The organism is Bradyrhizobium sp. USDA 372 (genome assembly GCF_053629095.1).
In genome coordinates, this window is sequence record NZ_JBRJHR010000001.1 from 5,502,878 (window position 1) to 5,518,931 (window position 16,054).

Consider the following 16,054-nt stretch of genomic DNA (forward strand, 5'->3'; position numbering starts at 1 on the left):
GTTCGATATCTATTTGAACCGAAGACACGATCTTTTGGTCGTCCCGACAGGCTTTGGAATCCCCGCGGGATTAGACGGCAATTGGAGGAGAAAGAAGCGGGCGTTTCGTTCCGTGAGCGACGTCATTCGTCAAGATGTACAACAGCTTGGTTACCACCAACGTCGTTTGATCTCGTACCGGTCCAAGCGGCAGTTGAGACCTCGTCACACTCCTAGTCAACGCAGCTATCTGATGCTGAACCGTTCTTCGGAAACTTCGGGCAGGATGTGGCCGATGCCGTAGAAAGCGTTGCTTACCGCGGCGACAGCAGGCGGGTGTCGCGCATTGGGCTTAAGGAGGAAACTTTCTTTTGAAAGCGGGGCACGCCTCTGGAGCTTACCGCAAAATAGGCGTTATCGGGCTCTTGCATGAGTCAATGGCGTGCGCGTGAGTTTTCAGCTGTCTATACTGAAGATACTTGCCGGCCAGCCGCACGACCGGGCGAGCATCGAAGTCGTTAAGCAGCATTGGATATCTGTATAGCAGCGGCCCGGAGTGGCCGGCTCGTATGAAGCGCATCGCAGGCCGCGCGCCCCAACTCGGTATTTTCGGCCAAAGCTGATGCGGGAGGCCGGATGCTGGATGCTCACCGAGGAGGGAAGGGAATATCTTGAGACGCTCGAACAGTTAGATCGGCGTAGTGTGCAGGCGTAGGTTGAGCGAGAGACCGCGCAACAGCCGAAAGCCGAGCAACCGCCCCTTTGACTTCGCAGCTGGGAACGAACGCGGGCAGAAAGCGCCCCACGGCAAGCGATTGAGCCCACGTAAATTGCTGCCGGGGTGACCGCCAGCCGCTCAACCCCTTGCTGATCGTGATGTACTCAACTAGATCTCGAAGTTCACATTTGAAACAGTGGCGTTGTAATGGGTATTGCGAAGTTGTTCAACGCGGCTAGGGATACTGGCTTGATTTAAACCTGAGGGATGGAGAATCTGGCCTCTTCATGCACATCAGCGTGGTCGAGACGGTCGACTAAACTGATCTCGCGCTTGGCTTACTCATTCCACGCGTTTGGAAGGCATGACGAAGTTATACCCTGGCGCAACTCCTATCATATTGTCTGTTTTTTGCGGTCGTCGTGCTGTGAAAACTATGCTACAAGCCGCTCCTCTCAAAAGGAGCATTCATCGTGAAGAAAGCAACCAAGAAACGCGTTAAGCGGCGCGAATGGACGAGGGCAGATATCAAGGAGCTCAAAGTCCATTCGAAGGCCCGAACCCCGGTCATAAAAATAGCAAAGATGACCAAACGCAGCGTCGGCGCGCTCCGCCAGAAGGCCTTGCATCTTGGAATCGGACTCGGACATCAGCGGTAGTTTTGAGCAGCGCTGGTACTGGCGCGGTAGGGCGGCTCCCTGGGGGCCGCCCTCAGTACCCGTAGAAATTTTGTCGGAAATTAGCTTTGCGGATCCGCGCTGAGAAGAGTGTTTGGATGGTGTTTCGCTGTCGCGGTAGGAGCTCCAGCATCTTCTCATCATTGATGGACTTTCTTAGGCGTGGTCTCAACGGTTGTGACAAATCGGCAGTGAAGACATTGTCTTGGTGATGGCCCTGTCAAGGATCTCTCACATGAACGGCCGATCCAGTGTGTTGACCGACCAACGGCGGCGCTCCCTGGAGGTAGCGTCTGGATCGCTCCCGCGCTGAGAAGACCTGCGTCCTGCCATGTGTGAATGTCCGCGATATGGTCTGCTTCTTTGCAGCACTGCGCTCATATGCCGAAATTGTTTGTGTCTGCCGAGCCTCAGCGAGGTGCATGTCGCAGTTACCTCTTCAATGCCTCAGCGCATGCATCTTCTATACGTATCAACCTTCCATGTGCCGCGCGCGGTCTTTAACAAACGTCCGTATAGTTCTTTTCAACCTTCCCATATTCGCAGTCAATCTTCGTGCAATTGAGCTGTTGCTTGATTTCGTTTTATCGGTCGAGCAATCGGGGAAGCGATTGCAGTTATCGTTCTGTGATCCCGCCCGATCGGACTGAACGGGTCTCAAGTCATGAGTGGCAGACAAAATTCTTGTCCTTTCGACTCCTTGTACGCAAGCGGTTGCTCCCATGTGATCCGGCGGCCGGCTTTGTTTCGCCCAATCGAGCTAGCGCCGACAGATGGCGCTTGCCGAGAACGAGTGTCTGAATGATGAGCGGACGTCTTGGTCGTTCACCTGAGGTGTGCTTTCTCCTTGGTCTTCCACGATCCGGGACCACACTCCTGGCACATTTGCTGCAGCGCCATCCAGACATTGTGGCGCCGCCTGAACCCTGGTTAATGCTGGCGCTTGAAGCATTTGGCAACGTGGATCGGCGCCATCCGGCCGGCAGCTCACTAATTGAGGCCGCGACCTCCGAATTCTTGGGACGGATAGATCGCACGATCGTTAGCCGCGCTTTTGCAGATGCAGCATACGATCAATATCTGGCAGAAGCGGGCAAGCGAATCATCATAGATAAGACGCCACGCTACTGGACCGTCCTTGACTTTGTTGAATCCGTCTATCCGGAAGCGCCACATGTCCTTCTGATGCGCAATCCCTACGCGATCGCCGCTTCACTGAAATCGACGTGGGGCATCCCACTGCGGGCAGAAAGCGCGCAGCCGGTCAGCGTATCCAGTCTCGCTGATCTCATGCTTCGACTGCCCGATGGCATAATATCTTCACTGGCCGATTTGGTTTTGGGTCTTCCCAGGCTCGCCGCGCAACGTACTCGCCCGCAGACTCATTTGGTGCAATACGAACTGCTCGTGGCGCACCCGGACGATGAAATCCAGCGTCTACTGACAGCGCTCGGCTGTGATCCAGGAGGCGTCGCATCGGCGAGCATGGGACGAGCAGATTATCTTCAGTCCAGCAGTTTTGGAGACCGAAAAATCCTGGAACGAAACACCATCGACGAAAGCTCTGTCAAATCATGGCAATCTCAATTGAGCGTCGAAGAGATGCAAACCGTGACCGATCTGGTCGGTGCCGAGCTTTTGGTAGAACTCGGATATGAGCAGGAACTGCTGCATGCCCAGAAAGCCGGAGTTCTGGACACGGGACGGGAAGTAACCGAACTTTATCGTCGGATATTCCGAACCTGGTGGGATTTGCGAAGTGCCAAGGCGGGGGGACTGTCTAGATCTCATGCTGGAGAATCGGTCCAAAATGCTTGGAACATTTCGGAGAACCGGGACGTGGCTATCGAGATGTTGCGAGGCGAGGTCGCGCGGCTTGAGCAGATCCTCAGGATCTCCTCAGGACTCTGAATGCTTGTGATCAAGCGACGCTGGTTGATTTAGCCAAGATCCTTAACCGGCACGCTGATCTCCCGATCAGGTGTGCCGCACGCGCCGGCCGTACGAGCGGCAGAATGCGATATGCTGCCGCGTCCGAAGTGTGCTGTCGAACGGGGCTTGTCGCCATGCGCCTTGGCCGGCCGTTTCTGCCGCGGATATTCCCCGCTCTAGGCTGGAGCCATAGAGCGGCGAAGAACAGAGATCCTGCACCGAAAACAAGATATATGCTGCCAAAACATCTGCACCGTCTCGAAGCTGAGTCGATTGAAATCATGCGTGATGTGGTCGCCGAGTTCAAAAGGCCCGTCATGCTTTACTCCATCGGAAAAGATTCAAGCGTTTTGCTACACCTTGCGATCAAGGCGTTCTATCCGGCAAAAATACCTTTCCCGCTGCTTCACGTCGATACGACGTGGAAGTTCCGCGAGATGATCAGCTTCCGAGACGCGACAGCCAGCCGGCTCGGCCTCGACCTGATTGTCCATGTCAACAAGGACGGCAGCGCGCGTGGGATCAATCCGATCAAGTCCGGCTCCGCCCTCCATACCCAGGTGATGAAAACGGACGCGCTGAAACAGGCGCTCGACCTCCACGGATTCGATGCCGCCTTTGGCGGAGCCCGGCGCGATGAGGAAAGGAGTCGGGCAAAAGAACGGATACTCTCCTTCCGTTCGGCCGGACATGTATGGGACCCCCGTAATCAACGGCCGGAGCTCTGGAGCCTGTTCAACACACGGGTTCGCGAGGGCGAAACCATGCGCGTGTTTGCGATGTCAAACTGGACCGAGCTCGAGGTGTGGGAATACATCATGATCGAGAAAATTCCGGTCGTTCCGCTCTACTTCGCAAAACGAAGACCGATAGTGCATCGAAATGGTGCGATGATCATGGTTGACGACGAGCGATTGCCGCTTAACTGCGACGAGACGCCGGAAATGCGGATGATCCGCTTTCGCACCCTTGGATGTTATCCTTTGAGCGGGGCTATCGAATCCGATGCGACGACGATCGAAGATATCGTCGCAGAAATGCAGACCGCGACGGTGTCTGAGCGCCAGGGGCGCCTAATTGACACCGATGAAGCCGCTTCAATGGAGAAGAAGAAGCGGGAAGGCTACTTTTGATGTTTACAAAGCCGACAATGGAACCGGTTCCGGCGCGAACGAAGGATCAGCTGCGATTCATCACATGTGGCTCGGTGGACGACGGAAAATCGACGCTGATCGGCCGATTACTGCACGACAGCAAGATGATCTACCGCGATCAGATCATGGCGCTGGAACGCGACAGCATCAAGTACGGTAGCACCGGGGATAACATCGACTTCGCGCTGCTTGTGGACGGCCTCGAGGCCGAACGGGAGCAGGGCATTACGATCGATGTTGCCTACCGCTTCTTCACTACGCCGCGGCGCTCCTTCATGGTGGCCGACACTCCCGGCCACGAGCAGTATACCCGCAATATGGCTACTGGCGCCTCGCAAGCCCAGCTCGCCATTATCCTGATCGATGCCCGCAAAGGCGTGATGGTTCAGACGCGCCGCCACTCCTTTATCTGTGCGCTTCTCGGTATTCGTCATATCGTGCTGGCAGTGAACAAGATCGATCTTGTCGCATACGACAAGGAGTGCTTCGATCGGATCGCGCGCGACTATATGGCCTTTGCCGCCGGTCTCGGCTTCACCTCGATCGTCGCGATCCCGATCTCGGCCCGCTACGGGGATAACGTCGTAGACCGCTCCGCGTGTGCCAACTGGTATCGTGGTCCCTGCCTGCTTGAATATTTGGAGAGCATTGACATCCAGTCCGGCACCGCAAGCCAGGCTTTCCGCTTTCCGGTACAATGGGTGAACCGGCCAAATCCGGATTTTCGAGGCTATGCCGGGACGGTGGCTTCCGGGAGGATCTCGGCGGGGGATGAGATCATTGTCGCCACGTCGGGACGGACCACGCGCGTCAAGCGGATCGTGACCCACGGTGGCGACCTTGTCGGCGCCGAAGCCGGGGATGCGGTGACCATTACACTGGAAGACGAAATTGATATCGGCCGTGGCGACATTCTGTCCCGACCGGACGATCAACCGAAGGTCGCCGACCTGTTCGCTGCTTATGTGATTTGGATGGACGAGGAGCCGCTCGCTCCCGGACGCAATTACATCCTGCGGATCGGATCGCAGACGATTTCCGGCAGCATTACCGACATTCGGCACCGGATCGACGTCAACACTTGTGAGCATCTGGCCGCCGGGATGGTTTCGTTGAACGAGATCGCCTTCTGTAATGTTGCGACCACCATGCCCGCAGTATTCGATGCTTACGACGTCAATCGGAAGACCGGATCATTCATCTTCATCGATCGTTACACCAATCGTACGGCCGGGGCCGGCATGATTGCCTTTCCGCTACGGCAGACCGCCAATATTGCTAGGCAAGCCCTATCCGTGGATAGGAGGGAGCGTGCCGCGCTCAAGAATCAGAAGCCTTGCGTCATTTGGTTCACCGGCCTGTCCGGCGCGGGAAAGTCGGCGATTGCGAATTTGGTTGATCAAAAGCTGTTTGCGAGGTCGCGGCATACAATGCTGCTGGATGGCGACAACCTCCGACATGGCTTAAGCGCCGATCTGGGCTTCTCGGAGGCGGACCGCGTGGAGAACATTCGGCGTGTCGGTGAAGTTGCCAAGTTGATGGCGGACAGCGGCTTGATTGTGATCTGCTCGTTCATCTCGCCGACGAGAGCCGAACGGGATAGGGTGCGCATCCTGGTTGGCAAGGAAGAGTTCATAGAAGTCTTTGTCGATACGCCGATCGAGGAATGCGCGCGGCGAGACCCGAAAGGGCTGTACTCAAAGGCGAAATCAGGCAACATCAAGAACTTCACCGGAATCGACGCGTGCTACGAAGCACCAGAAACACCGGATATTCATCTCAGGACCATGGAGCAGACCCTAGAGCATTCAGCGAAAGCGGTACTGGATGTCTTGATAGCGCGCTCACTTCTTGATGGTTAGATGTGCTCGCGCCACGTCATCAATTCGCACAATATCTGCTGGCGCGGCTCAGGCGATCTGGCTCAGGCGGGGCCTGCGGTCAAACGAAAGGAACAAAATGGTCGCGCCCACTCGTGTACTGCCAGCTTTCGGTTATGTGCTCGAAGTGGATGGTCAATTCAAAACCAAGTACGCGAGCAAAGATGGAGCATGGTCAGAAGCGGTGGCGCTCAAGAGAGGCCGTCCCATGCTGCAGATCAGAATCTACGTTGCGTTGAGAAAGACCAGAGAGGAAGTCCGACTTCCACTAGGTTGAGGGTTTGCTTGGCGCTTCTTGCTGCGCGTGCGGCCAAGGACACGCCGAGCTGCCTTTAAAGCCGAGCCGGGGCCGGGACTCGGCCGGCTTTAATCGCCCACACAGTACGAAGCTCGGGCCGCGGTTTTACGGGGCTGGCTATCCGGCGAGCCTGGGCTTACTCCAGGAATATTGACCAATCTGAAGCGAGCAATCGGTCGCGATCCATCCTGTCGTGGCCTATAGTAACGTCCGGCAAGCTTGCTTCCTTTTGGCCGCCGCTCGTAGGCGAACACCGTCGGCGTACGCCCAGTCACCTTCGCGTCGCGAGGCAACGCTGCCGCGAACATTAGCCGTCCTGCGCTACGGAGCTCCGTCCCGTGTTTGCGTCATGCTCCAGTCCGCCTTCCATCCTTGCTTGCCATGAAGGCGGCCATTGAGGCGGCCGAAAAGGAAACGGAGCTCATCGCTGGCCAAGCGACAAAGAATGATCTCTCGATGAGCCGCTCTGGTCAGCCATCGACGTGCTCGACCGCACTGTAGACCGCGTAGAACGCGAGTGCACATCAACGAGCGGGCCCCGGAGGAGTCAAAGCGAGCAGAACGGCTCGGAAGTGACTATCGTCGAACCAGAGTACCTCATGGGCGAGGTACTTGTGCTGGTGATGCGTGGCTCGCCGGCTCGGGCGTTTGAACCGCCGTAAATCACCGTACCTTCACCGTCGCCATGATCGCTCGGTGAGATGTCTCGCGGCGAGCGGCGTGTAGTAGCAAACAATGGATGCTGACGACCTAGCGATCGATTTGAAAGATGGACACGCGCCACTGGACGTGAGCCGCATCGGCATTGGCCGGACGAGATCAAGGCGCAGATCGTTTCGGAGAGCCTTCGGCCCGGAGCGTTGTTGAATCAAGTCGCAGAGCGCTACGGCCTGAATCCGAACCACCTTTCCACCTGGCGGACGATGGCGCGGCAGGGCAAGCTAGTTCTGCCACCACCCGAGGACGCGGCGGAGTTCGCAGCGGTCAACGTCGAGCCCCCCATTTCGGAGCCGCCGCTCAAGAAAGCCAACCGCCCCGAGATTCTCTTCGGCTCTGTGACGATCCGTCTGGAAGAAGACGCATCTGCCGCCCGGATCGCCTCTATCGCGCTTGCATGCGCAGGTTCCTCATGATCTTTCCATCAAACCGCGTTCGGATCATGGTGGCGACCAAGCCCGTCGATTTCCGCAAGGGTCACGACGGATTAGCGGCGCTGGTAAAGAACGAGCTGCACAAGGAACCGTTCACAGGAACGGTCTTCGTATTCCGATCCCGCAAAGCGGACCGCCTGAAGCTGATCTACTGGGATGGCAGCGGTCTGGTGATGGCCTACAAGCGGCTGGAGGAGCACACGTTCACTTGGCCAGATATTAGGGACGGTCTGATGACCCTTGGGCATGCCGAGTTCGAGGCGCTGTTTGCGGATCTCGACTGGCGTCAGGTTCGTACCGTTGAGGCAAGAGCACCGACCGCAATCGAATAGGTGCGGCACGATGACTCGGGCGACAAATCCGGGCGGCGAACAGAGGTAGAGTTTGATTAACTTCCGGCATGTTGGACGCCGCCGATTGCCGGACGATATTGCTGCCTTGAAGGCGATGCTGCTCGCAGCTCAAGCGCGTGAAGTCCGCAAGGATGATCGGATCGGACGGCTAGAGAAGCTGGTCGCCGCCTTCAGGCAGGCTGCCTTTGGGCGCAAGTCCGAGAAGTCTGATCCCGAGCAATTCGATCTCGCATTGGAAGACCTGGAAACCGCCATAGCGGCCATCCATGCCGAAGATGAAGCCGATAGCCCCTCGGGCAAACCGAGCCGCAAATCTCGCGCCGCCAATCGTGGCTCTCTTCCCGCCCACCTTCCTCGTGTCGAAGAGATCATCCAGCCGGAGAGCTTGATCTGCAACTGTGGCGGTGGCCTGCATTGCATAGGGGAGGACGTATCCGAGCGGCTGGATGTCATCCCTGCGCAGTTCCGTGTCATCGTTACTCATCGTCCAAAATACGCCTGCCGTGCCTGTACCGACGGCGTAGCGCAGGCTCCAGCACCTGCACGATTGATCCATGCAGGACTGCCGACCGAGGCGACCATCGCGCATGTGCTGGTGTCCAAGTATGCCGATCATCTGCCGCTCTACCGCCAGGCCCAGATCATGAGCCGCCAGGGGATTGATCTCGACCGCTCAACACTCGCCGACTGGGTTGGTCGGGCAGCTTTCGAACTGCGTCCGGTTTTCGATGCCTTGCTTGCGGACCTGAAGCGGTCAACGAAGCTCTTCATGGACGAGACCCGTGCGCCGGTGCTTGATCCAGGTTCTCGTAAAACGAAGACATGATACTTCTGGGCGCTGGCCCGTGATGATCGACCGTGGGACGGAGGTGCGCCGCCGGGGGTAGCCTTCACCTATGCACCCGGTCGCGGCGGGCTACAAGCCGAGCGGATATTGCGACGATTTACGGGCATCCTTCAGGTAAATGGTTATGCCGGACATAATCGGCTGATCGCGCCGGATCGTGTTGGGCCGAACATCCAACTTGCCTATTGTTGGGCGCATGCTCGTCGTAAACTGGTCGAGATCACTCGCACCGGATCAGCGCCGATTGCCGACGAAGGCTTGAAGCGGATTGGTGAACTCTATCATCGAGGCAGAACTGCGCGGTTCCGCACAAGCTCGACTCGCCGGGCGGCAGGAACGATCAGCGCCGCTAATCGCGGACATGAGGGTTTGGCTGACGCATCATCGCGCCCGTGTCGCGGGCAAGTCGCCGCTCGGCGAGGTGCGTTGGCCTATATCGCCAAATACTGGGATGGCCTTTGCGTCTTCCTGACTGACGGCCGGATCGAGATCGACAACAATACGGTTGAGCGCACCATCAGGCCGATTGCGTTGAACCGGAAGAATGCCCTCTTCGCCCGACACGATGCAGGAGCGGAGAACTGGGCGACGATCGCCTCACTCATCGAAACGTGCAAACTCAATGCCGTCGATCCGTTCGCCTACCTGTCCTCCACACTCACCGCCATCGTAAACGGGCACAGGCAGATGCATATCGACGTGCTGATGCCGTGGAACTATTCGCGGCGGACAAATGGCTAACGTTTGCAGGAATGCCCTGATCGAACGAGCAGTCACCTGCTGAACTGTGATAGCTGTTCGACAATAAGCACGATTGCGATAGTGATCATCGCGACACCGGAAGCTTGTGCGACCAGCCGAGCAATGCGTGGTCTGGTTCGAAGGACAGCACGTGAAGTGGCCGACACTGCTGTGTAAATCACGGCACAATTGGTTATGTGAACTACGCCCAGCAAGGCGATTTGTTCCGATATCGGCCACGTAGACAGACGACTGGTGAACTGCGGTAGGATGGCCAGGAAGAGCAGCAGCGCTTTAGGGTTGATGCCGCTGATACCAAAGCCGCGCGTCAGCCACTGATACCAACTTCCTGTCTGCTGTTGGCCTGCTTCCGGAAGGGGCGGGCTCCGTGAAACCGCAAGCCCAAGATAGAACAAGTAGGCCGCGCCGATCAGTGTAAGCCCAGTTAGGACAGACGGCACGCTGGCGACGATGGCTCCCACCCCCGGCTACTACTGTCGTGATTGCTACGTACCCCAGCAACATTCCAGTCACGGCAGGCACTATCGCACGAGTCCTTCATGCCTGCCGATATCGCGTAAGCCCAATCGGCTCCTGGTGTCAGGACAAGTGACAGCGACAAAGCCCAAAAGGCGGCGACCAAACCGATTTCCATCTCATGCACCTCTGATTGCGAGATGCGGATTTTTACGGCGTCGCTGGCGAAATGTGCTCCCAATTTATTGCAATGAACGAGCGATATGAGGCATATTCTCTCGCATGGACGCAATTGACCGCAAGATACTTGCTATTCTTCAGCGCGAAGGCCGCATTTCTGCTGCCGACTTAGCGGAGCGCGTCGGTTTAAGCCTTTCGCCATGCCATCGTCGGTTGAGAGCGCTGGAAGAAGCCGGAGTGATAACGGATTACAGAGCCTCCGTAGAGCCATCGAAGCTGGGCCTTGGGTTTGCGGCTATTGTTTATGCGACTCTTCGCGAGGGGAGCAGAGAAAACGTGTTGGCGTTCGAGAAGGCGCTGCTCGGGGTGCCGAGATAGTCCAAGCCCAGCGACTCTTCGGTGAGCCTGATTACATGCTTCACGTCGTCAGCAAGGACCTAGCTACATTCCAAAGACTGTACGACGACAGCCTTCTCGCCCTGCCACACGTCATGCGCCTCAATTCGACGTTGGTGATGAAAAGTGTAATCCCGAGCCGACCATTCCCGATCTGATCTCAGGTGGGAGGAAAACACCGCTTACGATTCAACCGCGATGTGAATCCTCTGTCTTCTGCTGCTTACGTCAGCTTGTCGCCGCCAAATGGGAGTACGTCAGAAAAATTTACGTGAGAAAATGCCCGGAGAGGGTTGAACCGCCCGTAACGTCAAGTTGTACGATCTCCGAAATGGACAGTCATCAGCGTCCCAGATCCTCCAACTAGCGACGGAGTGCAAATGTATCAAGTCCAAAGCAACGCATTAGACTCCCGCTGCGAACCACGATCATCGAGTGTGTCAGGCATTGATAATCCGGGCACGTCGACTCCTGGCTGCATCGCCTTGCTAGCGTAAAGCGTGCCTGACCGGACAGGCTCACACATAAATCGACGGCCGATTGGCGCTTCATGGCTGCAAGAGGGCGACCGCGCTCAAGCTTGCACATACGTGACAGTGGAGGAGAGCGTACGTCGGCGCCAGTTGCGCCGACTGCTTAGTGCCAAAGGCTATTTGGGAGGTCTGAAGGGCGTCAATGAGGAGCTTTGTGAAACATCGCTCTCGCATCCGCGATGAGATATGGAGGTTGTCATCCGACAGCCTTTTCGGGCGCGCCGACGCGAAACGCGTCCGCGATACATGTCGCTTCATTCGAAGCTGTTGATGAGGAATGGGACGCGCGCCACGGCGCTCCCTGGTGTGCGTACTCCAGGTCATCGACCAATACAATGTTAGGAGGAATGGTTTGACAAGACAGCGGTCTTTGCTGACGCCTGGTCCATTATCGTTATCGCTGGCGGTCAGGAGCCAGATGCAGCTTGATCTAGCGTCTCGCGATGACGAGTTCAAGGAGGTGACCGCCTGCATGAGGCGGCTGATGCTCGACTTGCTGGGAAACGCTGAGGAATATTCGGTGGTGCCTATTCAAGGAGGTGGCTCCTTTGCAATGGAGGCGGCCCTCTCTTCATTTGTGTCCCGAGTCCACAGGCCGCTCGTTTGCGTAAACGGCATCTATGGCGAGCGCATTCTACAAATTTTGCGGTTGTGGGGTGTCGAAGCACTGAAGCTTGTCAAGCGCGCGACCGATCCGTTGGATCCGGAAGAGATCGGCGAGTATCTGAGCCGAAATCCCGGCGTTACGCACCTGTGTTTCGTGCATTGTGAGACGACAACCGGAATCGTCAATCCGCTGCACGAGATCGTGGAGGTGGCGAGGCGACGTGGCGTAAAGACCATCATCGATGCGATGAGTTCCTTCGGCGCCCTCAATATCGATCTGAGCCAGCGTGGACCTGACGTACTGGTCACATCGAGCAACAAGTGCATAGAAGGGCCGCCGGGAGTAGCGTTTGTCACCGCCTCGCGCGAGCTACTGGAGAATGCGACTCAAGAACCGAGATCGTTTGTGCTCGATGTGAGAGATCAATGGCGCTCGCTCGAGCGCACGGGTGAGTGGCGGTCGACCCCTCCAACCCACGTCGTTCAGGCAACGGCAATGGCTTTGAAGATTCTGCACGAGGAAGGCATCGATGCCAGGCGCTTCAGGTACGAGAAGGTCAGAGACGACCTCATCAAGGAACTCGAAGGGATAGTGGCTCCGCTGTTGTCCCCCGAGTTGCAGTCACCGGTCTGTGTTGCGTTCAGTGCGCCGCCCGGAATAGTGGACCAGCCAGGGTTCGATGGGCTGTATCGCCACTTGGCGGCCCACAATCTTTACGTCTACTCGAAGCTGCATCTTGCGACGCGGAGCTTTCGGGTCGGTTGCATTGGGGAAATCCAATCCAGCTGGATTGAGAAATTGGGATGCGCCTTTCGTACATATTTCCGCTCCGGTCCGGCTCGGTCAGCAAGGCCGGCGTCGGGCCAAGAGGCATATGGGGCGCGCGTAAAGATGCCGGCTCAAGCAGCTGGGGAGCGGCAGCTGCGGCTTTCCGCCGAGACTGCTGTTCTGCATGCGGGCTATCGACGCGACCCGGTGACAAAAGCCGTCGCAGTGCCGATTTACCAGAATACAGCTTATGAACTCGATGGCGATCTAAATCACATCGCTGACGTCTACAACGTCAAGGCGGATGGGTTCACCTACACGAGGATTATCAATCCGACGACCCGCGCGCTGGAGAAGCGCTACGCGGCCGTCGACATGGGCAGCGACTCGCTCGCCGTTGCGTCAGGTCAAGCGGCGACGTTCCTTGCGATCATCAACCTTTCAAGTGGCCAAGTAGGGGACAATATCGTTGCCTCTCCGTATCTATATGGCAATACCTGGAACCTGCTCCACAACACCTTAAAGCGTTTGGGAATCAGCGTGAGGACAGCGGATCCCCGGAGGCCTGAGACGTTCGAACGGGCCATTGATGATCGCACGATTTGCCTGTTCGGAGAGGTAATTTCGAACCCCTGTCTGATTCCGCTCCCCGTCAAACAGCTGGCGGAAATCGGCCGAAGGTACGGCGTGCCTCTGGTCGTAGACAATACGACGACGCCGCTGGTATGTCGGCCGTCAGACCTGGGCGCTGCAGTTACGACGTACTCTGCAACAAAATATATATCCGGTCATGGCACGACGCTCGGCGGACTAATCGTTGACAGCGGCAAATTTAGCTATCGGGGAGCCTCCCGCTTTCCCTTGTTCAACGGTCCCGACGAAGCGCATGGCGGAATTGTCTGGCACAACGCTGTGCGCGATGTCGATGATCTAGGAAAGAGCGAGTTTCTCCTCAAGGCTCGCATGACCTGGTTGCGTGATACGGGTGCAGCCATCGCCCCGTTTGCGAGCTTTCAACTGATCCAAGGGCTTGAAACGCTGCCGCTTCGCATGAAGCAGCACTGCGCGAATGCCAGGATCGTCGCCGGCGTTCTAAAGGAGCATCCTAAAGTGCGTCGCGTCTTCTACCCGGGGCTCTTTGAGGGCGCTGATCGGGAAGTCGTCGATCAGACACTCAACACCGCATACGGACATGGGGCGATGGTCATGTTCGAAGTGGAAGACGAAATGGCCGGGCGCAAGTTCATCCAGAACGTTGACTTGATGTATCACGTTTCCAATGTGGGAGATGCCCGCACGCTCGTGACTCATCCTGTCTCGACGACCCACACCACTGTCCCGCGGGAAAAGCGCGAAGCCGCCGGCATATTTGGGGGCTCAATCCGGCTTTGTGTCGGCATCGAAGATGTTAACGACATCTTGCGCGATCTGGACAAGGCGCTTTCCGCAATCTGACAACCTGCAAGGCGATCAGGAAGAGGCTCTCATGAATCAGGCAGACGCTTGGAAACTGAGGTCATCACGCTATGAGGCCGTTCAATTCAGTCGGGAGATCAATAAGCAGCTTTCGGAGCTAAGGCCGGACAACATCACGGGGGCTGCCTACATTGCGAAAGATTACGCTGTCATCACAGCGTGCACGCTTGCGACCGTGTCTGTCTCGTGGTGGTTCTACCCGCTGGCCGTTCTCCTGATCGGTGCCTATCAACGCGGATTGACAACCATCGCTCACGATGCGGCTCACCGCACGCTCGCGAAGAATACGACCTGGAATTATGTCCTGGGCATTCTGTTCGCTTCCTATCCCTTGTTCCAACGCCACTGGGCCTACCGGATCTCACATGTCTACTTGCATCATCCCTATCTCGGCGACCCGGACAAGGATCCCGACCTGAAGTTTTTCCTGGCCAGCGGCGTCTACGATGTGCAGCCTCCAGAGAGATACGCTTTCAACATCATTTGGAAGCCGATCTTCGGCGGCGCGACAGTAGCGTATCTGAAGTATCTTTGGACTAATCGATTTTCGATCGAAGAGACCGAAGATCAGAGCCGCTCAGGCATACTTGTCGACAGGTATGGCTTCTATCTGTTCTGGTTCAGCATCCTGGCCGGGTCATATGCTCTTGGTCTGCTCCATATCGTCGTCCTGTTTTGGATCGTGCCCTATCTCACCACGTTTCAGGTCCTCGGCTGGTTTATCGAACTCGCTGAGCACTCACCCATGTGCGAAACAGAGACGCAGAACGTCTATCTCACCAGGAATCGGAAAGGAAGCTTCCTCGAACGAGCCATCCTGGGACAGAATCTGGATGAGTACCACCTTGAGCATCACCTTTCACCCGGCATCCCGTTTTGGCTGTTGCGCAAGGCTCAGAAAATCCGAATGCAGGATCCGAACTACGCGAAGGTCGCCGCCACCTGGGGCGGGCTCTTTGTCAAGGGACCTCAAGGTCAGCCTAGCGTCATAACTCAGTTGAAAGAGCGAAATCGACGGCTGTATGAGCAGTCCGTTGCCGGTGTTCGCACGCGAGGCAAGGTGGCGTGAGGTTGCAACAGCCCGAGCCCACCCAAGCCGTTGTCGGCGTCACTTCGAACCGTCTTCTGGTCGATGGTGTGCATCGCGACTGGTTACGGCGCAAGTACGTGCAGGCACTCCATCGGCATGCGGGAGTGGCTTGCGTCGTATTGCCGACCGTCGACGCGGAAGATGCCGGGGACGAAGTCGCCCCGGCCATCATGCGCCGGCTCGACGGCCTGGTCTTGACAGGCGATGAATCGAACGTGGACCCCGCAGTCCTGTCAGCGCCCGCGTCCTTTGCGGATCCTGATCGGCAGGATGTTGAGCCTGGGATCCTTGACCGTCCCCGGGACAGGCTCTCTGCCGTGGCCATAGAGAGCGCCATCGCCCTCGGAATGCCTATTCTGGGTATCTGCCGTGGGCTTCAGGAACTCAACGTCTATTTCGGCGGAACACTCCGCCCATCGCTTGCGGAGTGGAGCCGAGAAAGCGGCGCCATGCATGCCGAGAAGCCAGATCGTCCCAGGGACCGTCAATACGATGCCGCGCACCCCGTCAGGATATCATCCGATGGCGCACTCTTTCCAATCGCGCGGATGATCGAAACGCAAGTCAACTCGCTGCACAATCAAGGCATCGAGGCGCTTGCCCCAGCGCTGAGGAGCGAGGCGTGGGCGCCTGACGGTCTGGTCGAGGCAGCTTCAGTGATTGGCGCTCCGACGCTGCAAATCGGTGTGCAATGGCACCCCGAATGGCACGTCTCAACCGACCTCCTCAGCAAGCAACTGTTCAAAGCATTTGGAGAGGCGTGTGTTGGGTACTGCCGAACTAAGAAGGGCTAGAGG

At 57.2% G+C, this 16,054-nt stretch carries 12 protein-coding genes and 2 pseudogenes; 13 read left to right on the plus strand and 1 reads right to left on the minus strand.

Annotation, left to right across the window (positions count from 1 at the left end):
• Nucleotides 1-1,170: 1,170 nt before the first annotated feature.
• From AB7M16_RS25725 to AB7M16_RS25760, 8 genes and pseudogenes are all read left to right on the plus strand, one after another.
• Nucleotides 1,171-1,356 (plus strand): hypothetical protein, encoded by a 186-nt coding sequence (locus AB7M16_RS25725; RefSeq protein ID WP_074448398.1) that lies wholly within the window; start codon nucleotides 1,171-1,173, stop codon nucleotides 1,354-1,356.
• An 819-nt stretch (nucleotides 1,357-2,175) separates the two neighbouring features.
• On the plus strand, nucleotides 2,176-3,285 hold the full coding sequence (gene noeE, locus AB7M16_RS25730; protein ID WP_283806602.1) for a nodulation protein NoeE: 1,110 nt from the start codon (nucleotides 2,176-2,178) through the stop codon (nucleotides 3,283-3,285).
• 104 nt (nucleotides 3,286-3,389) lie between these two features.
• Complete coding sequence (gene cysD, locus AB7M16_RS25735; RefSeq protein ID WP_453945452.1) at nucleotides 3,390-4,439, plus strand: sulfate adenylyltransferase subunit CysD; 1,050 nt, start codon at nucleotides 3,390-3,392, stop codon at nucleotides 4,437-4,439.
• Nucleotides 4,439-6,322, plus strand: coding sequence for a sulfate adenylyltransferase subunit CysN (gene cysN, locus AB7M16_RS25740; RefSeq protein ID WP_124163820.1), 1,884 nt, complete (start codon nucleotides 4,439-4,441; stop codon nucleotides 6,320-6,322). Before cysD ends, cysN begins: the two co-directional genes overlap by 1 nt.
• Before the next feature lie 1,128 nt (nucleotides 6,323-7,450).
• Nucleotides 7,451-7,771 (plus strand): annotated as a pseudogene (locus AB7M16_RS25745) (transposase); the annotation flags it as partial.
• Nucleotides 7,768-8,121 (plus strand): IS66 family insertion sequence element accessory protein TnpB, encoded by a 354-nt coding sequence (tnpB, locus tag AB7M16_RS25750; protein WP_453945453.1) that lies wholly within the window; start codon nucleotides 7,768-7,770, stop codon nucleotides 8,119-8,121. The pseudogene AB7M16_RS25745 and the gene tnpB, both read left to right, overlap by 4 nt.
• A gap of 115 nt (nucleotides 8,122-8,236) precedes the next feature.
• A pseudogene (tnpC, locus tag AB7M16_RS25755) lies at nucleotides 8,237-9,595 on the plus strand (IS66 family transposase); the annotation flags it as partial.
• Nucleotides 9,596-9,634: 39 nt separating this feature from the next.
• Nucleotides 9,635-9,730, plus strand: a complete 96-nt coding sequence (locus tag AB7M16_RS25760; RefSeq protein WP_260376181.1) for a hypothetical protein — start codon at nucleotides 9,635-9,637, stop codon at nucleotides 9,728-9,730.
• A gap of 32 nt (nucleotides 9,731-9,762) precedes the next feature.
• Here AB7M16_RS25760 and AB7M16_RS25765 read toward each other — a convergent pair whose 3' ends face one another.
• Nucleotides 9,763-10,212 carry a LysE family translocator gene (locus tag AB7M16_RS25765; protein ID WP_199752467.1) on the minus strand — a complete coding sequence of 150 codons (450 nt, stop codon included), beginning with the start codon at nucleotides 10,210-10,212 and terminating at the stop codon, nucleotides 9,763-9,765.
• A gap of 277 nt (nucleotides 10,213-10,489) precedes the next feature.
• Here AB7M16_RS25765 and AB7M16_RS25770 point away from each other — a divergent pair, with 277 nt between their 5' ends.
• The 5 genes from AB7M16_RS25770 to AB7M16_RS25790 all read left to right on the plus strand — a co-directional run bounded on the left by AB7M16_RS25770 (nucleotide 10,490) and on the right by AB7M16_RS25790 (nucleotide 16,051).
• Nucleotides 10,490-10,765 carry an Lrp/AsnC family transcriptional regulator gene (locus AB7M16_RS25770; RefSeq protein ID WP_245333203.1) on the plus strand — a complete coding sequence of 92 codons (276 nt, stop codon included), beginning with the start codon at nucleotides 10,490-10,492 and terminating at the stop codon, nucleotides 10,763-10,765.
• A 35-nt stretch (nucleotides 10,766-10,800) separates the two neighbouring features.
• Nucleotides 10,801-10,941, plus strand: a complete 141-nt coding sequence (locus AB7M16_RS25775) for an Lrp/AsnC ligand binding domain-containing protein (RefSeq protein WP_370137935.1) — start codon at nucleotides 10,801-10,803, stop codon at nucleotides 10,939-10,941.
• A 793-nt stretch (nucleotides 10,942-11,734) separates the two neighbouring features.
• On the plus strand, nucleotides 11,735-14,146 hold the full coding sequence (locus tag AB7M16_RS25780; RefSeq protein ID WP_453945454.1) for a 2-aminoethylphosphonate--pyruvate transaminase: 2,412 nt from the start codon (nucleotides 11,735-11,737) through the stop codon (nucleotides 14,144-14,146).
• Nucleotides 14,147-14,177: 31 nt separating this feature from the next.
• Nucleotides 14,178-15,236, plus strand: coding sequence for a dhydrorhizobitoxine desaturase (gene rtxC, locus AB7M16_RS25785; protein WP_124163818.1), 1,059 nt, complete (start codon nucleotides 14,178-14,180; stop codon nucleotides 15,234-15,236).
• Nucleotides 15,233-16,051, plus strand: a complete 819-nt coding sequence (locus AB7M16_RS25790) for a gamma-glutamyl-gamma-aminobutyrate hydrolase family protein (RefSeq protein ID WP_124163817.1) — start codon at nucleotides 15,233-15,235, stop codon at nucleotides 16,049-16,051. Before rtxC ends, AB7M16_RS25790 begins: the two co-directional genes overlap by 4 nt.
• Nucleotides 16,052-16,054 lie beyond the last annotated feature (3 nt).

Coding starts and splice junctions, on each gene's coding strand:
- AB7M16_RS25780 (WP_453945454.1), top strand. CDS start 11,735: ATGCAGCTTGATCTAGCGTCTCGCGATGACGAGTTCAAGGAGGTGACC.
- AB7M16_RS25775 (WP_370137935.1), top strand. CDS start 10,801: ATGCTTCACGTCGTCAGCAAGGACCTAGCTACATTCCAAAGACTGTAC.
- noeE (WP_283806602.1), top strand. CDS start 2,176: ATGATGAGCGGACGTCTTGGTCGTTCACCTGAGGTGTGCTTTCTCCTT.
- AB7M16_RS25770 (WP_245333203.1), top strand. CDS start 10,490: ATGGACGCAATTGACCGCAAGATACTTGCTATTCTTCAGCGCGAAGGC.
- cysD (WP_453945452.1), top strand. CDS start 3,390: ATGCGATATGCTGCCGCGTCCGAAGTGTGCTGTCGAACGGGGCTTGTC.
- tnpB (WP_453945453.1), top strand. CDS start 7,768: ATGATCTTTCCATCAAACCGCGTTCGGATCATGGTGGCGACCAAGCCC.
- cysN (WP_124163820.1), top strand. CDS start 4,439: ATGTTTACAAAGCCGACAATGGAACCGGTTCCGGCGCGAACGAAGGAT.
- rtxC (WP_124163818.1), top strand. CDS start 14,178: ATGAATCAGGCAGACGCTTGGAAACTGAGGTCATCACGCTATGAGGCC.